The sequence below is a fragment of the Pseudomonas sp. G5(2012) genome, assembly GCF_000408945.1.
In the GTDB taxonomy this organism is placed as follows: Bacteria; Pseudomonadota; Gammaproteobacteria; order Pseudomonadales; family Pseudomonadaceae; genus Aquipseudomonas; species Aquipseudomonas umsongensis.
This window is the reverse complement of record NZ_APIO01000001.1, coordinates 217,701-239,815: the sequence shown is the minus strand read 5'-3', so window position 1 is coordinate 239,815 and position 22,115 is coordinate 217,701. Positions and strand designations below refer to the sequence as shown.

18 protein-coding genes are annotated in these 22,115 nt (G+C 51.8%); 11 read left to right on the top strand and 7 right to left on the bottom strand.

Features of this window, described 5'->3' with window-relative positions; translation table 11 throughout:
* Positions 1-35 precede the first annotated feature (35 nt).
* Genes PG5_RS01050 through PG5_RS01035 form a run of 4 tightly spaced genes read left to right on the top strand, consistent with a single transcriptional unit; the run spans position 36 to position 3,975 of the window.
* On the top strand, positions 36-1,247 hold the full coding sequence (locus PG5_RS01050) for a cytochrome P450 (RefSeq protein ID WP_020795239.1): 1,212 nt from the start codon (positions 36-38) through the stop codon (positions 1,245-1,247).
* Between the two features lie 43 nt (positions 1,248-1,290).
* Entirely contained in the window at positions 1,291-1,524 is a 234-nt protein-coding gene (locus PG5_RS01045; RefSeq protein WP_020795238.1) for a ferredoxin, read from the top strand.
* A complete protein-coding gene (locus tag PG5_RS01040) occupies positions 1,521-2,774 on the top strand; it encodes an NAD(P)/FAD-dependent oxidoreductase (RefSeq protein ID WP_020795237.1) in 1,254 nt (417 codons plus the stop codon). Before PG5_RS01045 ends, PG5_RS01040 begins: the two co-directional genes overlap by 4 nt.
* Before the next feature lie 31 nt (positions 2,775-2,805).
* On the top strand, positions 2,806-3,975 hold the full coding sequence (locus PG5_RS01035; protein WP_020795236.1) for a CaiB/BaiF CoA-transferase family protein: 1,170 nt from the start codon (positions 2,806-2,808) through the stop codon (positions 3,973-3,975).
* Positions 3,976-3,980: 5 nt separating this feature from the next.
* Here PG5_RS01035 and PG5_RS01030 read toward each other — a convergent pair whose 3' ends face one another.
* From PG5_RS01030 to PG5_RS01015, 4 genes are all read right to left on the bottom strand, one after another.
* Positions 3,981-4,907, bottom strand: a complete 927-nt coding sequence (locus PG5_RS01030) for a LysR substrate-binding domain-containing protein (RefSeq protein ID WP_020795235.1) — start codon at positions 4,905-4,907, stop codon at positions 3,981-3,983.
* A 107-nt stretch (positions 4,908-5,014) separates the two neighbouring features.
* A complete protein-coding gene (locus tag PG5_RS01025; protein ID WP_052024658.1) occupies positions 5,015-5,509 on the bottom strand; it encodes a MaoC family dehydratase in 495 nt (164 codons plus the stop codon).
* Between the two features lie 26 nt (positions 5,510-5,535).
* On the bottom strand, positions 5,536-6,675 hold the full coding sequence (locus tag PG5_RS01020) for a CaiB/BaiF CoA-transferase family protein (RefSeq protein WP_020795232.1): 1,140 nt from the start codon (positions 6,673-6,675) through the stop codon (positions 5,536-5,538).
* A gap of 71 nt (positions 6,676-6,746) precedes the next feature.
* Entirely contained in the window at positions 6,747-7,739 is a 993-nt protein-coding gene (locus PG5_RS01015; protein ID WP_020795231.1) for a ketopantoate reductase family protein, read from the bottom strand.
* A gap of 258 nt (positions 7,740-7,997) precedes the next feature.
* On the opposite strand from PG5_RS01015, the gene PG5_RS01010 reads away from it, so the two are divergent.
* The 6 genes from PG5_RS01010 (at position 7,998) to PG5_RS00985 (ending at position 14,690) form a co-directional block, all read left to right on the top strand.
* Positions 7,998-8,747: an electron transfer flavoprotein subunit beta/FixA family protein gene (locus PG5_RS01010; protein WP_020795230.1), complete on the top strand. Its 750-nt coding sequence runs from the start codon at positions 7,998-8,000 to the stop codon at positions 8,745-8,747.
* Positions 8,747-9,688 (top strand): electron transfer flavoprotein subunit alpha/FixB family protein, encoded by a 942-nt coding sequence (locus tag PG5_RS01005; RefSeq protein WP_020795229.1) that lies wholly within the window; start codon positions 8,747-8,749, stop codon positions 9,686-9,688. Before PG5_RS01010 ends, PG5_RS01005 begins: the two co-directional genes overlap by 1 nt.
* 415 nt (positions 9,689-10,103) lie before the next feature.
* Complete coding sequence (locus tag PG5_RS01000) at positions 10,104-11,363, top strand: cytochrome P450 (RefSeq protein WP_218187879.1); 1,260 nt, start codon at positions 10,104-10,106, stop codon at positions 11,361-11,363.
* Between the two features lie 193 nt (positions 11,364-11,556).
* Positions 11,557-12,312, top strand: coding sequence for a glucose 1-dehydrogenase (locus PG5_RS00995; protein ID WP_042955125.1), 756 nt, complete (start codon positions 11,557-11,559; stop codon positions 12,310-12,312).
* A 101-nt stretch (positions 12,313-12,413) separates the two neighbouring features.
* A complete protein-coding gene (locus PG5_RS00990) occupies positions 12,414-13,625 on the top strand; it encodes a multidrug effflux MFS transporter (protein WP_042955124.1) in 1,212 nt (403 codons plus the stop codon).
* A gap of 63 nt (positions 13,626-13,688) precedes the next feature.
* A complete protein-coding gene (locus PG5_RS00985) occupies positions 13,689-14,690 on the top strand; it encodes an LLM class flavin-dependent oxidoreductase (RefSeq protein WP_020795225.1) in 1,002 nt (333 codons plus the stop codon).
* Positions 14,691-15,025: 335 nt separating this feature from the next.
* Here the strand turns inward: PG5_RS00985 and PG5_RS00980 are convergent, their stop codons facing one another.
* From PG5_RS00980 to PG5_RS00970, 3 genes are all read right to left on the bottom strand, one after another.
* Positions 15,026-16,231 (bottom strand): hypothetical protein, encoded by a 1,206-nt coding sequence (locus tag PG5_RS00980; RefSeq protein ID WP_177326127.1) that lies wholly within the window; start codon positions 16,229-16,231, stop codon positions 15,026-15,028.
* A gap of 723 nt (positions 16,232-16,954) precedes the next feature.
* Positions 16,955-19,081 carry a hypothetical protein gene (locus PG5_RS00975; RefSeq protein WP_155943689.1) on the bottom strand — a complete coding sequence of 709 codons (2,127 nt, stop codon included), beginning with the start codon at positions 19,079-19,081 and terminating at the stop codon, positions 16,955-16,957.
* A gap of 46 nt (positions 19,082-19,127) precedes the next feature.
* A complete protein-coding gene (locus PG5_RS00970; protein WP_155943688.1) occupies positions 19,128-21,251 on the bottom strand; it encodes a hypothetical protein in 2,124 nt (707 codons plus the stop codon).
* Between the two features lie 134 nt (positions 21,252-21,385).
* On the opposite strand from PG5_RS00970, the gene PG5_RS00965 reads away from it, so the two are divergent.
* Positions 21,386-21,685: a hypothetical protein gene (locus PG5_RS00965; RefSeq protein ID WP_020795220.1), complete on the top strand. Its 300-nt coding sequence runs from the start codon at positions 21,386-21,388 to the stop codon at positions 21,683-21,685.
* The last annotated feature ends 430 nt before the right edge of the window (positions 21,686-22,115 follow it).

The window sequence follows — 22,115 nt, the reverse complement described above, 5'->3', positions numbered from 1 at the left end:
CCCGCGTCGATACTCAAACTGATCGGAGAACTAGCATGTCTGCATGCCCTTTCAGCAAAGCCTTGTTTCCCATGCCCAGGCAATGCCCGTTTTTACCGCCGCAGGAATATCAGCAATTTCAACAAGAGCCAGGCGCGGCGCAAGTGCGCATGTGGGATGGATCGAGTGCCTGGTTATTTACCCGTTATGATGATGTGCGTGCGGTGTTGGGCGACAATCGTTTCAGTGGTAATCCGAGCATTCCAGGCTTCCCGAGTCTTTCTCCTGCGCGCAATGCAGTTCTGGATCTGGAGCCGGCGTTCATTCGTATGGACCCGCCTGACCATGGGCGGCATCGGCGCATGCTCACCAAGGAATTCATGATCAAACGGGTCAGCGCCATGCGACCTCAGATCGAATCCATCTTCAATCGATTGTTGGATGAAATGCTCCACAAAGGTCCGCCCGCGAACCTCGTGGAAGACTTGTTCCTGCCGCTGACGTCAGAAGTGATCGCCGGTTTGCTGGATGTGCCTAACAAAGATCATGGCTTTTTCCAGGAGCAAAGTCGGCTCAAGGTCTTGCTCGATGTCGACCCGTCGATTCCCAAGGCCGCCTCCGAACGCATTCTCAATTATCTGGATGCGTTGGTTACTGAGCGCACCAAAGCCCCTGAGGGCAAGGAAGATCTGATCAGTCGCCTGATCGTCGAGCAAGTCCAGCCAGGCCATCTGACCCATCGAGAGCTGGTGATCATGGCTGAGTTGCTGTTGATGGCTGGTCATGAAACGACGGCCAACCAGATGGCTTTGGGAGTGCACAGCTTCCTGAGCAATCCCGACCAATTGGCTCTGCTGCGCAATGACCCGTCGCTACTACGCAACGCTGTGGAGGAAATGCTGCGGTACCACACGATTGTCCATTACAACGCCTTTCGCGTGGCGCTGGAAGATGTGGAAGTCGCTGGACAATTGATCCGCAAGGGTGAGGGCGTCATTGCATTGATCTCAGGAGCCAACCATGACCCTGAAGCTTTCGAGCAACCGCAGAAATTCGACATAACACGTAAGGCCGACCACCACGTCGCATTCAGCTACGGCATTCATCAGTGCCTCGGACAGCCATTGGCAAGGGTCGAGTTGCAGGTGGTATTTGCCACGCTGTTCGAGCGTGTCCCTACTTTGCGGTTTGCCGTGCCCGAAGACCAGATCGAGGGCAAGGGTGATCATTTCGTCCAAGGTCTCGAGACCCTGCCTGTAACTTGGTAAAGCGCGTCGCTGTAGTGGTTTCCATGAATGAGGAGAGTTAGACATGTCTAAAAACAATTACATCCTGCGTGTCACCATTGATGAAAGCGTTTGCGTTGGTGCTGGTCTCTGCGTGTTATCCAGCAGCGACGTTTTCGATCAGCGCGACGAGGATGGCGTGGTCAAGCTGCTGCAGGAATACCCGGACCAGGCTTCGTACGAAAAGGTGCTTGGTGCCGTGCGCAAATGTCCCTCCAAGGCGATTCGGGCCGAACAGGTTGATGGTGATGCGCCATGAACGTAGCGCCTGAGCATGTGGTCATCATCGGCGGCGGTCAGGCAGGGCTTCAGGCGGCCAGTTCGCTCCGAGAGGAGGGCTTTGCTGGCCGAATTACTCTGGTCGGTGACGAACCTCATTTGCCGTACCAGCGTCCGCCTCTGTCCAAGGCCTGGCTCGCGGGTGGCCTGAACGACGGCGATGTGTGTCTTGAAACCGAGCATTGGTTTGAGGCCAATCATATCGACTACTGGCGTGGCGAGCGGGTAGTAGGCATCGATCGTACAGCGCAACGATTGAGCACTGCCGGTGGCGTTACCTTGCACTATGACCACCTTATTCTGGCCACAGGGGCGCGCAATCGCCCCTTGCCCCTCACCCTTGAAGGCATTGACGGGGTTATGTCCCTGCGCAGCTTGACCGACGCTACAGCGCTGCAGGCGCAACTGTCCGGGGCGCGTCAGGTGGTAATCGTCGGTGCCGGTTTCCTCGGCCTGGAAGCCGCTACGGTCATAAGGGAATTGGGCATCGATGTCCAGGTAGTCGAGGCCACGGATCGAGTGATGGCCAGGGCCTTGGGCGAACAGATGGGTCTGGCGCTGCAAGAGCGGCACCAGCAACAGGGAATTGGTTTCCATTTCAACCGACGCGTTGTAGGTGTCAACCACCTTGAGGGCCGCGTCAGCGCCGTAGAGCTGGACGACGGCCAACTGTTACCCACCGACCTGGTGTTGGTGGCCATTGGCGTTCAGGCGAATACGGAGCTTGCAGTTCTGGCCGATCTGGCGACCGATAACGGTGTATTGGTCGACGCCTTTTTGCAAACAGCAGACGCCTCGGTTTCCGCAATTGGCGATTGTGCTTGTTACACCCATGGTTTTGATGAAGGTGCGCGCTGGCGTCTTGAATCCGTGCAGAACGCAGTCGATCAAGGCCGCTATGTAGCTGGGCGGCTGATGGGGCGCAAAGAGCCTTATCGTCAGGTTCCGATTTTCTGGAGTGAGCAGGCCGGTTGCCGCTTGCAAATGGCGGGTGTGGCCATGGGCGATGATCTGGAAGTGCTGTGTGGCGAGGCTCGAAACGAAGGATTTTCCGTATTGCGCTACCGTGGCGCTCGGCTGGTCGGGGTAGAGTCTGTCAACCGCCCGGCGGATCATATGGCGGCGCGCAAGCTATTGCTTCGTGGCCTCAGCCCCGACCTTGATGAGGCGAGTCAACCGGGCTTCGATCTTCGCAGGTGGTTGGCATCTGCAGCAATTGTGCAAGCATGATCATCGGCACCCCGCGATCTGGAGGTCAGTCATGACTGATACGGCGATACTGCAAGGCATTCGTGTCCTGGACATGACCAGTGTGATTTTCGGTCCTTATTGCACGGCTACGTTGGCCGAGATGGGCGCCGAGGTGATCAAGATTGAACCCGGCACCGGTGATGAAATCCGCCGGGTTGGCAAGCCGCGTTTTACTCGTGGCATGGGCCCGGCGCATATGACGCTCAACCGGGGGAAACGCTCTGTGGTCTGGGATCTCAAGAGCGCTGATGGCAAGGATCGGTTGCGGCGGTTATTGAGTCGTTGCGACGTATTCATTCATAACTTGCGCAGCGATGCCTTGGCGCGGCTTGGCCTGGACTACGACTCGGTCAAGGCGGTGCGTGAGGACATGGTGGTAGTTCATTGCACCGGATTCGGCTCTGACGGGCCTTACTCCGGACGCGCTGCTTACGACGATATCATTCAGGCGGCCTCCGGCGCCGCCAGCTTGCTTTCACGCACTGACGGAGACCCTCAACCGCGTTTTTTGCCCATGGCAATGGCAGACAAGGTATCGGGTCTTCACGCGGTATACGCCGTGTTGGGCGCGGTACTGCATCGTCAGCGCACTGGTCGAGGCCAGGCGGTGGAAGTGCCCATGTTCGAATGCTTCACCCATTTCCTGCTGCAGGATCACCTCTATGGGCGCGCTTTCGTGCCCCCCCAGGAGTCTGTGGGTTATCCCCGGCAACTGGACCCGCAGCGTCAGCCAATCAAGAGTCTCGATGGATACCTGTCCATCGCGCCTTACACCGATGAACGCTGGGTACGCTTTTTCGAAATCACCGGGCAAAGCGATTTTCTACAACGTGAAGGCCTGATCAGCCCACGTGAACGCTTTCGCGGGCTGGACCTCATGCAGGCAAAAATGGCTCGCATGGTGGCTGAACACAGTTCGGAATTCTGGCTCGAGCTGTTGGCGCGGCATGATATTCCGGCCTGTCGAGTCAATGACCTGGAGGATCTGTTCAGTGATCCACACCTGGCAGCGACTGCGTTCTTCCGTGAACGCGAACATCCCAGCGAAGGACTCTATCTGGAGATGCGGCCGCCAGTGCACTTCTTTGGCGCCCAGACCAAACCGGTGAGCGCGGCACCGCTATTGGGCGAACACACTGAGGAAGTGGATCACTGGTTGGTTGATCATTCGACTAGGTAAGAGGCTTAGGTAGTCTTCTCGAGGAAAAGATGCGGATGCTCCTGCATCAAAAGGCTCGCGTTATGGCGGGCCGCCTCGCGGAAGGGCTCCAGCAAAGGTGGGGCGGTATCCTTGTGCCAGGCCAGCGAAAACGATACCCCTGGCGTCTCTGCTTTCAATGGTCGATAGGCAATGCCTAGGGGTTGCATAATCTGCATTATTGCCGGCACAACGGCTACGCCCATGCCCGCTGCGACCAGGCAGGTAGACGTGTGCATATCGTAGACTTCCTTGGCGATGTTTGGCTTGAAGTTCTCGTCTTCGAAGATATCTAGAATGCGATCTGCATAACCCCTTGCTGTGCCACGCGCCACGGCGATCAGAGGCCAGCGGGCCAATTCGCCCAGCTCCACTGCACCGGGTTTGTCGTATTCACTGCCGCGAGGTACCGCGACCACCAATAGTTCGCGGTACAACAACTCAGTGATGATGCTGCTGTCGTAGATATGCCCGCGCACCAAGCCGACCTCGATGGTGCCTTCCTTGAGCCCGGTAATCTGTTGAGCAATGGTCATTTCCTGCAGGCCGACATCAGAGCTAGGCGCTAACGTTTTAAACAAGCGTAGGGTGTTGGGCAGGAACGAATAGATCGCGGTATAGATAGCCCCGACCATTAGGTGCGCCTGGGCCCCGCGTTCAGCGGCGCGCACGGCAGCAATGGCCGCGGACGCAGTATTGAGCACCCGTTGTGCATGCTCCACAAGAATTTCACCGGCGGGTGTGAGCAGGACCTTGCGTTTTTCCCGGGTAAACAGCGGGGTGCCAAGCTCTTCCTCCAGGGAAATGATCTGCTGGCTCAGGGCCGGCTGCGCAATGTTTACCCGTTCCGACGCACGCGTAAAATTGAGCTCATGGGCGACGGCCAGAAAATACTGCAGCTGACGCATGTTCATGGTCTATGTATTCCTTCTACGATTTTTATTTTATCGGACATCGACCATACATTGAGCGCGTCAATGGCACACGCGCAGTCAGTGTATTTACGTCATAAAGCGTTCGACTATCGTACTCCTGATGCTTCTGACGCCGGCCGCTTGTCATTGGCGTGTTCTGGCCAGAATCTGTAGATGATGTCTCCGTGCATCACTGGCGTTTGAGTCGCATCACATTCGACCGTGCAGGCCAGCACAATTTCGCCAGTGTCCTCGAAGGAGGTCACCGATTTGAGCATCGCCTCTAAGCGAATGCTGGCGTTGACCGGTACCGGGAGCGGGAACCTCATGTTGTCAATTCCATAGTGCATACCCACACCCACACCTTCCAGCACATAGATGTCTTGCAGCATGGCCGCTACCAGGCCCAGGGTCAGATAGCCTTGAGCGACGGTTGTGCCAAATGGACCTTGGCGTGCCTTCTGTGGGTCGACATATATCCATTGGCGGTCTTCAGTTTCGCGGGCAAAGCTGTCGATCATTTCTTGATTGACCTCCAGCCAGCTGCTTTTGCCAAGATTAAAGCCGACGTGGGCTTTGATCCCTTCTATCCCTCTCAACATGATAGGCACGGGTGCTCTCCTCGATATCAGCTGTTCAGCAAACGTTTGTTGCCTTCACCAAGCGCAGGTGCAGGGCCGCGTGGTCGCAACAAATGGCCGTTGAAGCTGGCGGGATAACGAACCGCCCGGACGGTGCCCTGGGACGTTTCGACAGGCCAGTAAAGTTGGTTATGAGCCACCTGTGGATCCTGTAAGTGGGCACCAGGCGGGTTGACGGGGCCTGCCGGGACATCCAACTCACGGAAAATCTCCAACCAGGTAGAGGTGTCGCGCTGCTTGAGCGGAGCTGCGATGCGTTGAAAAAAGGTGTGGGTCATTTGTTTTCGATCAGCAATATTGCGCAACTCTTCCTTCCATTCTGGATGGCCGACGGCTTCCAGTGTGCGGCTAAGTTGCTTGCCCGAAACCGGCGATAGCACCAGATAGCCATCCGCCGTTGCCAGTACAGGCTGTGGCGCTAGCGTGACTTCGGAGTCATCGTCCAGGTAGGTTTGGTTATGCAGCATGTCGGGGAAGTTGTAGTACGTCATGATGTCCAGCATCGACGTCTGCAGGTGCACGGCTTGTTGACTTCTATCGCGCTCTATCAGGCCAGACAACGCAATTTGGGCGGCAAAGACGGCCGCCACTTTGTCGGCCAAGAATGTATTGGTTGTTCGTGGTGCCGAGCTGTCCGCCTCATAACTCAGCAAGCCGGTACGGCCCTGGATCAGTGCATCGAACGCAGGCTCGCTGGCGAGCGGCCCATCAGGGCCAAATCCAGTGATAGAAAGTTGGACCAAGCGCGGATTGATCAAACGCAGTTGCTCGAACGTTAATCCAAGGGACGCGGACACGTGTGGGCGCCAGTTCTCAATATACAGGTCGGCCCCTGTGATCAGCGTTTTGAGGTGCTCCAGGTCCGCGGAGTTCTTGAGATCGAGAGCGACGCTTTGTTTACCACGGTTGGCATTGGTCCAGACCACACCGACACCATCGCGGGCATGCCCGAAATTCCGATAGGGGTCGCCCGTGCGCGGTTCGATTTTGATTACTTCGGCGCCCAGGTCACCGAGCATCTGGGCACAGAAGGGTCCGGAAATATAACTGCACGCCTCGACGACGCGAATACCGTCTAGTGGTCGGGGCGGGTTGTAGGCGTTGTTTGTCACCGAAGATGAAGTCATTGGTACAGCTCCTGTTGCAAAAAATGCAGTTGTGTCTGATCCGTTTCATTGTCGAAGCGAGCAACTCGTTTCTACAAAGTGCTCGAGTGACTCACCTTTTGAGCGCGTAGGCTGGCCAGCGCCAATACGGAGTCGAGCAGTGGTGTCTGTTGATCGGTGAGTTCGCGTATGGCGTGCAGCGATTGCTTCAGCGCCGACAATTCAAGTGGGCGACCGGCTTCAAGATCCTGGAGCATCGACATCTTGTGTTCGCCGGCAGAGAGGGTCATGGCGATACGCTTCTCTGGCCCAGGAGAGACCACCAATCCAATTCGTTCGGCGATGGCATCCACTTCGCCCATCAGTGCTGTCACTATCGACACCACGCCACCTGCATCCTGCATCTGACCAAGGGTAGCCAAGGTCAGCACGGCGACCGGGTTCCAACACAGGCTATTGACGAACTTGACCCAGATGGCAGAACGGATGTTGTCGTTGACTCGCGAAGTAATGCCGCTGCGGGTGAGAAGTTCACTGAGAGCGAGCACCCGAGGTGAGTGACTGCCATCCAGTTCGCCGATTGGGCAACCAGCTTTGGCACCATCCTGAGCGACCACACCCGGCTCGACCAAGTGGGCACCGATCCAGTAAACGCAGCCGACTACCTGGGAAGGGGGCAGGCTCTGCCATTGTTTGCCATCGGGGTCGAGGAGGGGTAGTTGCCGATCATTCAAAGAACCAGGCCAGCGATGAAAGAAGTAATAAGGAATGGCCGTTGTCGGCGGGATAATGGTGGTATGCGGACCTATCAACGGTGAGATCTGCTCCAGCGCGGCTTCTAGCTGGTGCGATTTAACGGTAAGGAAAACGTAATCCTGCACGCCCAGTGCGTTGGTTTTTTCACAGGCTTTGACTTGAACAGTGAAGTCATTTTCAGGCGTTATCACGCGCAAGCCATTCTTCTGTATGGCCTGCAAATTTTTACCTCGGGCGACAAGACTGACCTCACATAAACCTGCGCGAGCCAGATGACCGGCGATATGACCGCCGATGGCGCCCCCTCCGAAAATGCACACTTTGAGCATGATGAGACTCTCTGACCTGAGGCTGCATGAACTCAATCACGTGCAGCGATGATGGTGTTTTTTGAACGATAGTGCTGAGGCAGATTGCCGGCCAATATGAAATAACGATCACGTGAGCGTGGTTCGCTATGGTCGACGCAATCTCTATATCAAAACTCATCCATTGGTTTAGCGAATGGGTTCAACGGTTAAAACTATTGGTCAGCCGAGGCAATGCGATGGTTAGCTCTAAAACTGAAAATGTTTGGAGACGACGGGATGAAAGTGCTGGTTGCGGTGAAACGAGTGGTCGACTACAACGTCAAGGTCCGCGTCAAAGCAGACCAGATGGGGGTCGATTTATCTAACGTAAAAATGGCTTTGAATCCGTTCTGCGAAATCGCCGTGGAAGAAGCGGTACGCCTGAAAGAGAAGGGTGTTGCGACTGAAGTAGTCGTCGTCTCCGTGGGCCCGTCCACCGCCCAAGAGCAACTGCGCACCGCGCTGGCTCTGGGTGCCGATCGCGCCATCCTCGTCGAGTTCGCCGACGATCTGACTTCCCTGGCCGTTGCCAAGCTGCTCAAGGCTGTTGTCGACAAGGAGCAGCCTCAGTTGGTGATCCTTGGTAAACAAGCCATCGACAGCGATAACAACCAGACTGGCCAGATGCTGGCTGCCTTGAGCGGCTACGGTCAGGGAACATTCGCCTCGAAAATCGAAGTATCTGGGGACAGCGTGGCTGTCACCCGCGAAATAGACGGCGGTGTTCAAACCCTTTCCTTGAAGCTGCCGGCCATCGTCACGACTGATCTGCGTTTGAACGAGCCGCGCTACGCATCCCTGCCAAACATTATGAAAGCCAAGAAAAAGCCTCTCGAGACGCTGACTCCGGACGCTTTGGGCGTTTCCGCCGCCTCCACCAACACAACCTTGAAAGTCGAAGCGCCTGCTGCACGTAGCGCGGGTATCAAGGTCAAGTCGGTGGCGGAACTGGTCGAGAAACTGAAAAACGAAGCGAAGGTGATCTAATGACTATTTTGGTAATCGCTGAGCACGACAACAAAGTGCTGGCTCCGGCCACGTTGAACACCGTGGCTGCCGCCGCCAAAATCGGCGGCGACATCCACGTGCTGGTTGCAGGTCAGGGCGCTGGTGCCGTGGCGGAAGCTGCGGCGAAAATCGCAGGCGTGAGTAAAGTTCTGTCGGCTGACAATGCCGCCTACGCTCATCAATTGCCGGAAAACGTCGCCCCGCTAATTTCCAGTCTGGTGATTGAACAGCACACTATTTATCGCCATGTTCTGGCACCGGCCACGTCCAACGGCAAGAATATTTTGCCTCGTGTTGCCGCTGCACTGGACGTCGACCAGATCTCCGAGATCATCTCGGTTGAAAGCGCTGATACCTTCAAGCGTCCGATCTACGCCGGTAACGCCATCGCTACCGTTCAGTCGAACGCTGCGGTAAAAGTGATCACCGTTCGTGCCACCAGCTTCGACCCGGTAGCCGCTGAAGGTGGTTCCGCTTCCGTTGAGGCCGTTTCCTCTGCTCACGACGCTGGCATCTCCAGCTTCGTCGGCGAAGAACTGGCCAAGTCCGATCGTCCGGAACTGACCGCTGCCAAAATCGTCGTTTCCGGCGGCCGTGGCATGCAGAACGGCGACAGCTTCAAGCACCTGTACGACCTGGCCGACAAGCTGGGCGCTGCCGTGGGTGCTTCGCGCGCCGCGGTCGACGCAGGTTTCGTACCCAACGACATGCAGGTTGGTCAGACCGGCAAGATCGTTGCGCCACAGCTGTACATCGCGGTCGGTATCTCCGGCGCGATCCAGCACCTGGCCGGCATGAAAGACTCCAAGGTGATCGTTGCGATCAACAAGGACGAAGAAGCGCCGATCTTCCAGGTGGCCGATTACGGTTTGGTCGCTGATCTGTTTGATTCACTGCCGATGTTGATAGAAGCTTTCTAATAATCCGATCTTGCTATTCGCAACAGGCGATAGCCTGTGAGAAGGAATAAAAATTCGCAAGCTGCATCCCGCTTCAAGGGTGTGTTCACCGTAGAGTTTCTATCAGATGCGATGGGTCTGGTATGAGGTGAAAAAACTATTGGATAGCGGACCGTGGTGGTGTTTTTATTTAGATGTCTATAAAAGCTTTTCACGAATTGATCAGCCTTTAAATGATTGAGGTGATGGATTAACTGGCTTTGATCTAATTGGCTGATGCTTACTTAGATTTCGATCAACCGTTCACAGTGTGATATGGCAGTGCGGTCTACGCCAATAGTTCAAGTTTTATACATTATGCATTCGCGATGAATGGCCTGCCATGACGGCGAATTGAATTAGCACTCGTGTCTAACTATTTGAGAATGAGAAGCCCATGAACACAAAACAAGAAAATGTCACGGCCGCTCCCAGTGCAACCTGTCCGTTTGCCGAACTAACGTTTCCGTTTTCTCGCGACGATCGCTGTCCGATGGACCCGCCGGCGGAGTACGCGCAAATGCGTGCACAAGAGCCAATATCCAAAGTCAAACTCTGGGATGGAAGTGATGCCTGGATCGTGACTCGGATGGAGGAGTTTCGTGAATTGATGACGAGCCCTCATTTCAGTGCGAATCCTAATACGGCCGGTTTCCCTTTTATCTCGCCATCTCGGGCAGCACAGTCTCGGTCGTATCAAACCTTCATTACCATGGATCCTCCAGATCATGGCACTTTCCGCCGTATGCTGACCAAGGAGTTCATGGTCAAGCGCATGCAGGCGATGCGCCCGCAGGTGCAGGCAGCGCTGGATAAGCTTCTCGATGATATGGAGTGCGACGGTGCGCCAGCGGACTTTATTGAGAAAGTCGCGTTGCCTCTGCCTTCGCTGGTGATTTCCATCATGCTTGGTGTTCCTTATGAGGATCACGCCGATTTGCAGGAGTGGAGCCGGGACCGGCAAAACTTGAGTTTAGCGCCAGAGAAACTCAACGAAGCAGCTCGCAACATGGAGGCCTACATCAGCAAGTTGCTGCGTCAAAAGGAACTTGATCCGGGGGATGGTGAAGATCTGCTCAGCCGTATGGCGATTGAGTGGATTAACCCTGGAAAATTGTCGCACCAGGATGCGGTTCAGATGGGTGTATTACTTTATCTGGCAGGTCATGAAACAACTGCGAACCTTATAGGTCTGGGGCTGGTCAGCCTTCTTCAACATCCAGAGCAAAAAGAGGCACTAATCGCTAACCCGTTACTGGCTCGCGGTGCGGCGGAAGAAATGTTGCGGTTCCATTCGATCACTCATATGAACTCCAATCGTGTGGCCACGCAGGATGTTGAGATCGGTGGCCATTTGATCCGCAAAGGTGAGGGCGTCTTGGCGTTGCTGCATGCGGCGAATCATGATCCCGAGGTGTTCACCAGTCCAGAGTCTTTTGATATCCATCGAGAAACGAAAGACCAGGCACATGTCGCCTTCTCATTTGGTATCCATCAGTGCTTGGGCCAGCCGCTGGCTAGGCTTGAACTGCATGTAGTTTTCGAAACTATTTTCCGTAGATTTCCAACTCTGCAATTGGCAATCCCGCTCGAAGAGCTCGACTACAAACGTAACGTATTCGTGTTCGGGCTCAACTCTTTACCTGTGACTTGGTAAAGCGGCTGCTGCGTGGGCGCTGTCATCTGCGTGCTTCGTTTTAGGAACCGGAAAGGATCTACGACATGACTCTCTATTGGCGGAAGAATCACACGCTCATCCTAAATATTTTGGCCAATTTGGCACTAGTAAGTGGCGGTCGTTGGGACGGAAGTGACATCTCATCGATTGACACCAACCAGGGAGCAAGCAGATGAGCAGTAGATTGAATGGCAAGGTAGCAATCGTCACGGGAGGCGCAAGCGGAATCGGGCGTGCCACCGCGCTTCAGTTTGCCCAAGAGGGGGCTGCTGTGGTGATTGCGGATCAAAATTCGAGCGCGGGTGAGGCGCTGGTAACTGAGATTGTAAGAGCTGGTGGGCGAGCGCTATTCATCTCGGTTGATGTTTGCGACGAAGCCTCCGTCAGAGCCATGGTCCAAACGACGGTTGAGATTTTTGGTGGTCTCGATTATGCCTTCAATAACGCGGGGATTCCCGATGGGGCTACTAGTTTGCTGACGTCCACCCAAAGTAACTGGGACAAGGTGATGGCAGTAAATCTGGAGGGCGTTTGGCACTGTATGCGCGCCGAACTCGATCACATGCTCAGCGTAGGCAAGGGCGCGATCGTTAACAACTCGTCACGCTCGGGACTTGTGGGCATACCCAGCGACGGGGTGTATGGAGCAGCAAAGCATGCAGTCATTGGCCTTACTAAGGCCGCTGCGGTGGAGTTCGCGTCTAGAGGTGTTCGAATCAATGCGGTATGTCCCGGTCTGGTAGAGACCGCGCTCACGCATAATCGCTTTGGAGCAAACCTGCAAACTCGCGCGGCGACCGCCAATCCGTTGGGCCGTATGGCTCAGCCTCAGGAAATTGCTCGCGCGGTGGTATGGCTCTGCTCCGATGCGGCTTCGTTCGTAGTGGGGGTTGCTTTGCCTGTGGATGGCGGAAGCACGGCACGTTAGAGCCGTCCACCGCTCCCAATATTTGGAGAGTGCTCTTTTTTTCAAGGGGGTAGGTCTTCGAACTTGGCGCGTGTTGATACTGCTATTGCAAGTCTTCGCCGATGCCGAAAATTATGGAACATAAAATGCCCCCAATGAGCCTATTGGTCCTCATAACCATGAGTGGCACTTTGGCAATGCATATGTTTGTACCTGCTTTGCCTTACTCCGCCTCTGAGTTGGGCGCGAGTGCGGGCGATATGCAGATGACCATCAGCCTGTACATTATTGGTCTCGCCGTTGGACAACTTTTTTACGGTCCGATGTCCGACACCTTCGGCAGGCGTCCTATGCTGCTGATCGGACTAGGCCTATACACAATTGCCGGTATTTGCGCGGCATTATCGGAGAACCTATACCTACTGGTCGGGGCGCGTCTCTTGCAAGCGCTGGGTGGCTGTGCAGGGCTGTCGCTCGGTCGTGCGATTGTGCGCGACACAGCGGGCGCGACAACCGTCGTCAGTCAGCTCGCGCTCCTTAACCTCATGATGATGATCGGACCAGGGTTTGCTCCCATTCTTGGTAGTGCAATTTCTGCAACTTTGGGATGGAGAGCAATATTCTGGTTCCTGGCTTTATTGGGCCTGATAGCATTTTTTTTTACTTGGCGATTATTACCAGAAACCAGTAACCCGAGCGGAGGCTTGAGCGTATCTCGTTTGGCGAAGGACTATAAACAATTGTTGAGTAATGCCCGTTATATGGGATTTACCCTCGGTGGAGGTTGCACGACCACCTCGATATACGCGTTCATCGCTTCCGCGCCATTTGTATTCGTCACGCAACTGCATCGACCACTACACGAAGTCGGCCTTTACCTAGGACTTTTGATCTTCGGCATGTCGGTAGGCAATGCTCTCACTGGTCGCCTGATACAGCGTATCCCCGTCGACCGCTTATTGTTGGCTGGCAATACTCTCTGCCTGGTGAGTGCGTGCATCTTGTTACTGACCATTCTGGCGGGGCACCTCCAGATCGTCACGATGCTAAGCCTCATGTTTTTATTTAGCTGTGGAATTGGAGTTGCCGGGCCAACGGCTCTAGCGAAATCCATGAATAGTCATCCGAATATCGTCGGCTCAGCATCGGGATTCTATGGGTTCACACAAATGACCGCGGGTGCCATTTGTACTTCTATTGCCGCCGTTGGCAGTCAGACAGCACTGTCTGCCGTCACCATTCTTGCGGCTGCGGCATTCATCGGGCAAGTCGCCATATGGATCGCGTTATGTCGGGAGCATCGTGTGGCTACCAGTCCACAAACTGAAGGTTGATTTTGGCACTTTCAGTTTTTTATCGAGTGACGACACTGATTTCTTCAGTATCCAAGGATCGCCATGACCAGTCACATCCCCCTTAATATTCTAGATCTCGTTCATGTTACGGAAGGCGGCTCCATTCACGATGCATTGGATGCTTCAATGGCCCTTGCTCAGCTTGCTGACAGGCTGGGATATAGTCGAATCTGGTACGCCGAGCATCACAATACTGCTTATCTGGGCGCCAGCTCGCCCGCTATGTTGATCGCTCGCGCAGCGTCCCTGACACAACGTATTCGGGTGGGTTCTGGGGGCGTTATGCTGCCGAATCACGCTCCCCTGCAAGTCGCGGAAGAGTTTGGCACGCTTGCGCACTTTTTCCCTGGTCGGATAGACCTAGGCCTGGGACGGGCTCCTGGAACCGATGCGCTAACTGCCCAAGTATTGAATCGATCCGGCTCCGATCCGCAATCATTCGCCAACAATGTTTACGACCTTACGGGATGGTTTAGTGACAAGGGGACGGCATACAGCAATCCTATTGTTGGCGGAGTCTCGACGGGTACCCACATTCCGCTCTGGATACTTGGCTCGAGTGTATCCGGGGCCTCAATTGCGGGCCAACTTGGTTTGCCGTTTTGTATCGCATCACATTTTGCACCTGACGAAGTGGACCGAGTGCTAGAGATTTACCGAAGCTCGTTCGACCCGACTGCTCCCACCGCCCAGGTGACCAAACCCTATGTCATGGCGGGAATTAACGTCATGATTGCGCCCACCGACGAAGAAGCCATGCGTCTGTGGACGACTTCGCAACGCATGATCCTGGATGTACGTACGGGTAACCGGCAGAAACTTCAGCCCCCGGTGGAACCTGATGCCATGGGGACAGCCCAGCAGAGAGCTTTCGCCGAATCCTTTCTGCACATAAAGGCTGTCGGCTCACCCGATACGGCATGCCGAACCCTTGAACGTTTCACCGAACGAACTCTGGCAAACGAGCTGATCATCATGACCTACGCCCATGACCCTGCAGATAAAATGCGCTCCATGGAATTGCTGGCGAAACATTGGTTGTAGCGCGCATCGCGTTAGAGGGTGACCTGGGTAACGCCCTTGAGAGGGATTCGCATATCTACATTTTTTTTGTGCTGATTACCAAGAAGGCCGTAAAAAGCTTAAAACCACAAAGTGGTAAGAAAGACATAGTGCAGATGCGAAGTTTTTCTTGGCAGCCTCCAAGCATATTAGCTTTTTGGATCGAACCAGTTCTAGGAACATATCTCTCGAACCTGGCGGATGGCTTGCTGGGAATCCTGGGCGAGAGATCGCGCAGAATAAGACAAAGTAACCTATTGATATCAAGAAACGGCGGTCCCTGACCACATAGTAGAAGTCGATGTGGAGTTTGCGACTTAGAATAATAAATTATTTCTTATTTTTTTCACTAACTGTTCAATTCTAGAGATTTCGGCACTGATTTCTAATTTTGAAAAGCGGTCTGACTTGACCTGCCGCTGCAGTTTTTTTAGCTGGTCTTCGGCGTCGCTCAGACTTTGCAAATTACTAAGTGTGTTATCTACTGATCCCCAAACTCCAAGCATGTCAAACGCAGTGTCAAAGTAATGCCAAATCGAGTTGCCTAGTTTGTGCCCCGTTTTTTTTCGAATCCTTTCTTCGATATTCCTTACCACAGCGTTGGTTAGTGAGCGTCGCGAGATAGTCTCACCGTGGAAAACCTCCTTAATATGCACCAATACTTCTTGGGTGATGAATCGGTGCCGATACATGGATAAACAGACTCTGTCTTGATTAAGTCCTGCGCGTTTCACGAGACGTGAAAAGTCTTTGGATAAAGAACGGCTGGTTAATGGTCCTCCCTCTTTCGTCAAGAGAAAGCTATTCGGAATGGGAGATGCCAGTCCCGATTTTGATAGATGGTCGCAGAATTTTCTACGAGCCTCGAGGTAGTGCTGGATATTGAATGCACCGTCTAGATTTAGCTTGAACGGCCTGATGTTAAGGCTGTCGTTCCTTAATTTTCTGGTTGGAATGTAAAGAACTTTCGTAGTCGCAGGTGCTAGGTTTAAATCTAAAGGCAAGGCTTCAAGCTCTGCTGGTCTCATACCTGTTCGCAGCATAGCCCATTGGATAAAAGCTCTCCTTTCGTAAAGGTAGTTCCTCCACTGGATGCCGTTAGGGGACGCTCGACTTTTCTCTGTCTGTTCGTCTTCGAGATATATTTGATTTTCTATTGCGTCTATAAACTGCTGTGGCATGCCGGTTTTATGATGCTGTGGTGTGTTTTTTGTTAAGCTAAACTCATGCTTGAAGTATGAGCGGCCATAAGAATTTTTCGCCGGTTCTAGGAGTACATTGTAAACACCTGGCTCGGTACCCGCGAGATTATGATATGTGTGTGGGTCGCCGCGCTCTTGCAGCCATACTAGAAATCCTACGACAGAGTTTAGAATTGCGTTGATGTGGTTATTTTGTCGTATCCGAAGTCCATCAGATGACGTTTCGGCTAGTAGAGATTCCTGTAATTTCCCTAAATGGGTACTGTCGAAATCAGGCAGCATCAGATTATTGGCGTAGCAGTACCTTACGAAGTGACTCATGTGGACGCAATACTGCCTCAGTGTCTCTCCGGAAGTTCTGAGGCTCACATCCAAAAGCCAAAAGTTGATGAGGCTGCATGGCTTGCCGTTGGGCCATATCATTACAGAATAATGCTTCTTCCGTTGGTTTTTACTTCGCCTTGTCCTAGGTATAGAACATGCGTCATAATCAATGTGCAGTTTTTTAGGCACTTTGATTGCCTTTAATTATATGTAGTTTAGGTTGGTCCGGAGGAGGGGAGAAGTCGACTACTTGCCTATATGCAGCGTTGGACCTGTCTAGAATTTTATTTAGTTTCAGGATGTCGAGATTATTCCCGCCAGAATTCGCCAATGCAAGGATGTCTCGGCGCAATTCAAGATAAGCATTTGAGCAAAGTGTTGCATGCCAAACTGCGTTTGTATATGCAAGCTTGTAATCAAAGGGGTCAGTTATTATGGAGCGGTTTTTGTCATCAATCTCGGTTGCTTGAAGTGCTGAACAGTTCGCTCGAAGCGCCAAGAAATACTCCCAGTTGTCACGGTAAGGGTGGTTCTTGTAAAGATGCAAAGCAGATGTTTTTAGATACGCTTTGACTGTGTTGTAGGCTATTTTTCATATTCGCAGAAGGATCTTGCATCTTTTAGTATTGTTTGGTTGGGGCGCGGTATATCCTCGCGCAAAATGCTCTCAAGATAATTTATTCGGTTTTTTATATTTGTAGTAGTATTGATCTTCATTTTTCATTCCCTGATGATCACAGCAATATCGAGAGGTGGGGTTGAGCTACCTTCTAACGGTGGGAGTTGCACTAGCTCCACTGACATCTCTCCAGATGCCAACGCCATTTTCACATAACTTTCAAACTTCTTTTTAGATAATCTAGATATTTTTTTTACATGGCATTGCCTGAGTATTTCCCGATATGCTTGTTCGGAATGGCTAGATCCCAGTTTCGCCCCCGCTTCCAGATCCAGCGCCATAAGTTTTTGCTGAGCATACTCTGCCTCCCACTCTGATATCTCTGATCCGTCTAAATTAGCCTCTGTATAGGACTTCAAGTGGTCTGGATTCTGATGTGCAGCCATCCAGGCTCCGCACTCCCACCCGTGATGACGCTCCGTCCACGTCAGCATCAGGAGAAAAAACTTTCTAAGCTGATGTACTCTGAAGTAGTTTCTGCGACCATGTTCGTCTAATGGGAGCGCTAAGTAATCGCAAAAAAAGTCCATGCAGCGTGATACAGATCTAGATATAGATTTTGGCGCGGGGTCTTTAAATCCATTTCGTGACCCGAAATAAAAGAGTGTAGGAGGTGCTTCTGAATCGTGATGATGCTTGGCAGTGATCACTCCCAAGAGTTGTAGAGTATGTACCGCTCTGTATGTTAAATAGGGTATGGGCCGGCTTTCCTCACTAAAGGCTCCCAGCGGAGCGGATTTTTCTACTTTCGTCGTTAGCCAGCATCCCCCCATTGTATGCGTCGCAATACAACTAAAAGGTATCGACGTGAGCTCGCCCTCTCTCATTGGTTTTAACATTCCGATTGCATATGCACATGCGCCAATTAATATATTAATGGATTGGATTAGCGAGAGCCGCCCCTTCTGTAAGTTCCGGTTTTTGCACTGAAAAGCTCGTTCAAATCCAAGTTCTAATACTGTCTCACTGCTTACAAGAGGTTCAAGCTTACCCTCTATTGAATCTCTAACCAGTTCGTCAAATAAGCTTATGTTGACTCCGGTAGCTTTATAATAGCCGTATTCGTTGGTTTTACTGTCAACTGACACTTTTCGCGAGATGTAAATCTCATACAGGTTTAATATGCTGGAGCTATACATCGTGATCCAGAGAGCAGCCTCATTTAGTAACTTCAATCCTTGGTCAACAGGGATAAGCTTTTGGTGGGTGACGTTTTTGAGCTCGTTGATATATGGGCGAGCCAATTCAGTGATGGGCTCATCTAAACTGGGAATCGCGAGATCCGTGATTTTTCCACCCGCAAAGAATGCTGCGCATCTTACACTCTGCCCAAAGAACGAGCTTTCTGAAACACGTTCAGTTTCTGCAGTTTCGCAAAGGCTATATCTTGTGCTGGGATTCGGCAAATATGATCTTATGGGTGCCAATATTGCGTTAGAAGAGTCGTCGTTTTCGAATGTGCGGAGCATGAGTCTAATCTTGTTGGATTTGAACCCCCTTATCGGGTGGTAAATCGAGTCACTCAGAAACTGCCTTGAAATCGACTTTGTTTGCGTGATAGTTGGGGAGTGGCGTAGATATAGTTTGTTTGCCAGCAGCGCGTCACAAATCATTGATTTTATGTTCTCATCAATGATTGGTAAATTATTTAACATTTCTTCAGACGGGTTTTTCTTGAAGGCAAGATAGTATAAGCAAGTGAATACACGTTCTCGTAACAGTAATGCTACGCACCACCCTCCTTGGGATAATGAGTCGAATAGTTCGCTCAAATCTGTCTCGTCTACTAGCGTATACCCATGGGTCTGTGGACTAAACACCTCTTTTCGTAGGTATATCCACCGCGTGAAATTTAAAGCCCAGGTTACGCATTGGCTCCAATACTTTGGCCCTGGCGCATTACCGAGCTGTCCGGATCTGAGCAGGTACGCCCATTTTTGAATCGTAATTAGAGGTAGGTTGTTCGGTGGATCCAACAGCCCCGAGCCGTCAGGGAGCTTGATGTCAAAATCGATGTTGCATGTGTTGTGCCATGTATTGTCCTCGTAGTACTCCTTGCCTCCGTTCTGAGTTATCCAGCGGGCTTCTCCAAGTCCGCCTTCCAGCAACCAACTCGGCTGCGTATCCGTAAACAATGGCGCAGGATTGAGCAGGGCTTTACCTTGCATGATCAACTGTTCGACGTGCTCGTCGTTATACTTACGCGAATTGTATTTAGCCATCATTTTCTGCCGGAGTATTCGTAAATTTTATTCTTTTCTTGAGTTGCGAAATAAGCTTTCTTGACGCGTTCCATATATCCATTAGTTCGGCTGTTGATCCAGCAGCCATTAAGTCAAATATTGGAGAGCCTTGTTTCTCAGTTCGATCTGAGAAAAGTGCTACCAAAATCAGCTTGTGGAGATTGACAATCAGATCTACGTTAACATTTAGTCCTTCGCATGTGCTGGGTGAAGTCGATTTTCCATTGCCGTCCGCGTCTATTAAGGAGACGTATGTGCTTAGCGCTGCTAATGTTTCTGGTGAAATGCAGATGTACATCTCGCCTTTGTTCTGAGATGTTTGATCTTGACTGACTAAGGAGAACTTTCGGATAAATTCATCCGAGTATGGATTTCCGAATTGGTCAGTGATAAGTATGTTCTCGATGAACGCGCGAAGTTGTTCTGTTGTTTCAAAGTCTGATGCCGGAAGTTGCCACTTTTTGTCTGCGGTCGCAAGGATGATCGTCTTTTGCTGGAACCTCCTGATCAGCAATACGTCCATCTGTTTGCGCAACCAAGGAGGTAAGTAACTACTCACAACTGTGGCTTTTGTATTTCCCATCTGGGCAGCCATCTCTTGCACAGATCCAGTTTCAAGCCAGCGTAATATGCCCCGTGAGTTCCTAATATGTGATAAAGTGAACGAGCCTCTATCAATTCCGGCTCTAGAGAATGCTTCGCGGTTATCGTCAAAGATGCACGGGTATTTAATGCCATTCATGCTGCTAGCAAGTTTTCCTACGTGTCCGCAACCATTTCTAGACGCCACGAGAAAAAGTCTGTGCGATATTTCTGGTTGAGTACGCTTAATCTTTTTCCGGATTAGATCTGTAGAAGAGACTATCTGATTTAAAACCTCTGAGCACCTTTTGGTCAGTAAGCCGCCTTTTCTCGCTTTGGCCCTATTTTTGTCAATGGTGAATTCTAGTAATTCCCCTGCTGGAGACGCTATATTAAGAAGGCTCGCCCCATTTTTATCAATTATGTTTGCCGAAGTTAAGGCCTCTGGGGTGAATCTTGGTTGTTCGTGAATCAATATTGCTGCTGCGGCTGCGCAATCTTTAGTGGTTAGAACCCCAATGGCCCTACCTAGTAGTTCTGGGAAGTTTCCGGTGCCTTGATCGCCTCCGGTCTCTGCAATCAAGCGCTCAACGATTATTGATTGAATAACAGAACTCGTGGCAACGGTTTGAAAAAATGGAATTTTAGCAAGTGCTTTCCAATTCAGGGCATCTAACTCATTGGTGTCGAAAAAATAATACTTAGTAGCAGCCAGGAAATATGCTAGGCCGAGGTTCGTCCTAGGGTCCGCCAAGTGGGTGTGCCTACCAAAATAGGATTTTGTTCTACCTGCAACTTTGATGGCATCGGCTAATATAGTATCATCTGCCATATTTGCTATTGCATTTCCGAGGTTGTGACTTCTCATCACCCCTTGCCAATGTTTTATGCATATGCTCATCGCTGCGTCGATAGAGCTCGAAAGCTGGCTTTTTAAATTCTCGAAATACGCGGTTTCATTTATTGCATAAGACAAATCAGTAACTTCAGATTTTTTGAGTGGTGTTTTACACCAATTAGCGTCTCTCGATGTAAAGTTTTCCAGGAGCGGGCTTTGACTTTGAGTAAAGGCGGATTTGTTACTATTCGGAAGTGAAGCCGTTGGTATTGGCGCTCGCGGGATTAATCCGCCATTCATAAACGAGTCTAGCAGTATGGAAATTGTTCCCCATTCGCATCTGCTGGATCTGATATTACGATTGGATTCTCTTGCATCATCTAGTAAGACGTAGGAATAAAATTCAAAAATTAATACCGGCCATGCCCCGTCGGCTGGCCATTCTTGCCCTTGTTTCTTTAGAAAACTGAGAATTCTTTTTAGCGCTGTAATGTATGCACCCATCGTGTAAAAAGAGTAGCCACGCATCCTGCGCACAAAAAACACTCCAAGTCTTTCCAGACGGTTGGAATCCATGTTGACCGGTGCCTCCAGCCGTCTGACGCTTAGCTTTTTGCGAGCATGTGGCGCATCTCGTGTGATTACCAGGACGCCTGCCTCAACGTGCGAACGCATGTTCAGTACCAAGAATTAGGAGAATCCTAAAGCTAGGTGGCCTCGATTCCGATGTCAAAATGTCAGTGTCAAGTACATCGGAACTAGCTGATTACTATAGGTTTATTATCTGGATAATTTTGCTAGGATGGAAAATGGTCAACGTCTACCTCAAGTCGAAACTGGTCTGCGGCGGATACCACAATGACGAACGGGTTCAGCGTCTGCATCCGCCAATGGACAGAAAACTGCTCAGGGGCTTAAGCGCCTTCAGCAATAAAGTTGCAGGCCAAGACGGATATGCAGAATTTAGAAAGAACCTTCTTGACGCCCAAGCCTTGGGGGACTCCTGGGTGATCTTCTCGCAATCGACCTATGAGGCTTACATCAAGGCAGTGAAATCTCTGCAGCAGGACAAACCTTTGTGGGCAGTCGAGGAGCACTGGTCGCCCTGATGGCAGGGGCGGCGTACTTGATGATCGCCGACGGGGAAGTTGTCCCCGACGTACCAGGTGAGCGGACACTGATTTTAAGGCTTGTCTGAGCAGGCGATTAGTGCTTGCCTCATCGCAAGCCAACGGCCGCCGCGTGGAGGAACGGCACAGGATTGATCCTTGGGCCTTTGGTACCGATCTACGTCGGTACCACGGACCCCAGCAGATATTTCGCCGCGTCAGGCGGCGATGGCCCCTTGCTGTCGAGCCTTCCAAGGGTCATTCGCCCGAGCCAGCCTGGCCATTTGCACGTAAAGTTTCATTAAAAATTAAATTGTAGTAACCACTTATAGTGTGCGGCTTACACATAAATCAATTGATGTGAATTTTAATGTCGCCAGATACTAAAAATAAGTGACGATTGTGCAGCTGATTTTGAAATATTTTTCGT

What these genes read in the sequence shown, in the direction of transcription:
- PG5_RS01050 (WP_020795239.1), top strand. Translation starts at nt 36, where the DNA reads ATGTCTGCATGCCCTTTCAGCAAAGCCTTGTTTCCCATGCCCAGGCAA.
- PG5_RS01045 (WP_020795238.1), top strand. Translation starts at nt 1,291, where the DNA reads ATGTCTAAAAACAATTACATCCTGCGTGTCACCATTGATGAAAGCGTT.
- PG5_RS01040 (WP_020795237.1), top strand. Translation starts at nt 1,521, where the DNA reads ATGAACGTAGCGCCTGAGCATGTGGTCATCATCGGCGGCGGTCAGGCA.
- PG5_RS01035 (WP_020795236.1), top strand. Translation starts at nt 2,806, where the DNA reads ATGACTGATACGGCGATACTGCAAGGCATTCGTGTCCTGGACATGACC.
- PG5_RS01030 (WP_020795235.1), bottom strand. Translation starts at nt 4,907, where the DNA reads ATGAACATGCGTCAGCTGCAGTATTTTCTGGCCGTCGCCCATGAGCTC.
- PG5_RS01025 (WP_052024658.1), bottom strand. Translation starts at nt 5,509, where the DNA reads ATGTTGAGAGGGATAGAAGGGATCAAAGCCCACGTCGGCTTTAATCTT.
- PG5_RS01020 (WP_020795232.1), bottom strand. Translation starts at nt 6,675, where the DNA reads ATGACTTCATCTTCGGTGACAAACAACGCCTACAACCCGCCCCGACCA.
- PG5_RS01015 (WP_020795231.1), bottom strand. Translation starts at nt 7,739, where the DNA reads ATGCTCAAAGTGTGCATTTTCGGAGGGGGCGCCATCGGCGGTCATATC.
- PG5_RS01010 (WP_020795230.1), top strand. Translation starts at nt 7,998, where the DNA reads ATGAAAGTGCTGGTTGCGGTGAAACGAGTGGTCGACTACAACGTCAAG.
- PG5_RS01005 (WP_020795229.1), top strand. Translation starts at nt 8,747, where the DNA reads ATGACTATTTTGGTAATCGCTGAGCACGACAACAAAGTGCTGGCTCCG.
- PG5_RS01000 (WP_218187879.1), top strand. Translation starts at nt 10,104, where the DNA reads ATGAACACAAAACAAGAAAATGTCACGGCCGCTCCCAGTGCAACCTGT.
- PG5_RS00995 (WP_042955125.1), top strand. Translation starts at nt 11,557, where the DNA reads ATGAGCAGTAGATTGAATGGCAAGGTAGCAATCGTCACGGGAGGCGCA.
- PG5_RS00990 (WP_042955124.1), top strand. Translation starts at nt 12,414, where the DNA reads ATGCCGAAAATTATGGAACATAAAATGCCCCCAATGAGCCTATTGGTC.
- PG5_RS00985 (WP_020795225.1), top strand. Translation starts at nt 13,689, where the DNA reads ATGACCAGTCACATCCCCCTTAATATTCTAGATCTCGTTCATGTTACG.
- PG5_RS00980 (WP_177326127.1), bottom strand. Translation starts at nt 16,231, where the DNA reads ATGAGTCACTTCGTAAGGTACTGCTACGCCAATAATCTGATGCTGCCT.
- PG5_RS00975 (WP_155943689.1), bottom strand. Translation starts at nt 19,081, where the DNA reads ATGCAAGGTAAAGCCCTGCTCAATCCTGCGCCATTGTTTACGGATACG.
- PG5_RS00970 (WP_155943688.1), bottom strand. Translation starts at nt 21,251, where the DNA reads ATGCGTTCGCACGTTGAGGCAGGCGTCCTGGTAATCACACGAGATGCG.
- PG5_RS00965 (WP_020795220.1), top strand. Translation starts at nt 21,386, where the DNA reads ATGGTCAACGTCTACCTCAAGTCGAAACTGGTCTGCGGCGGATACCAC.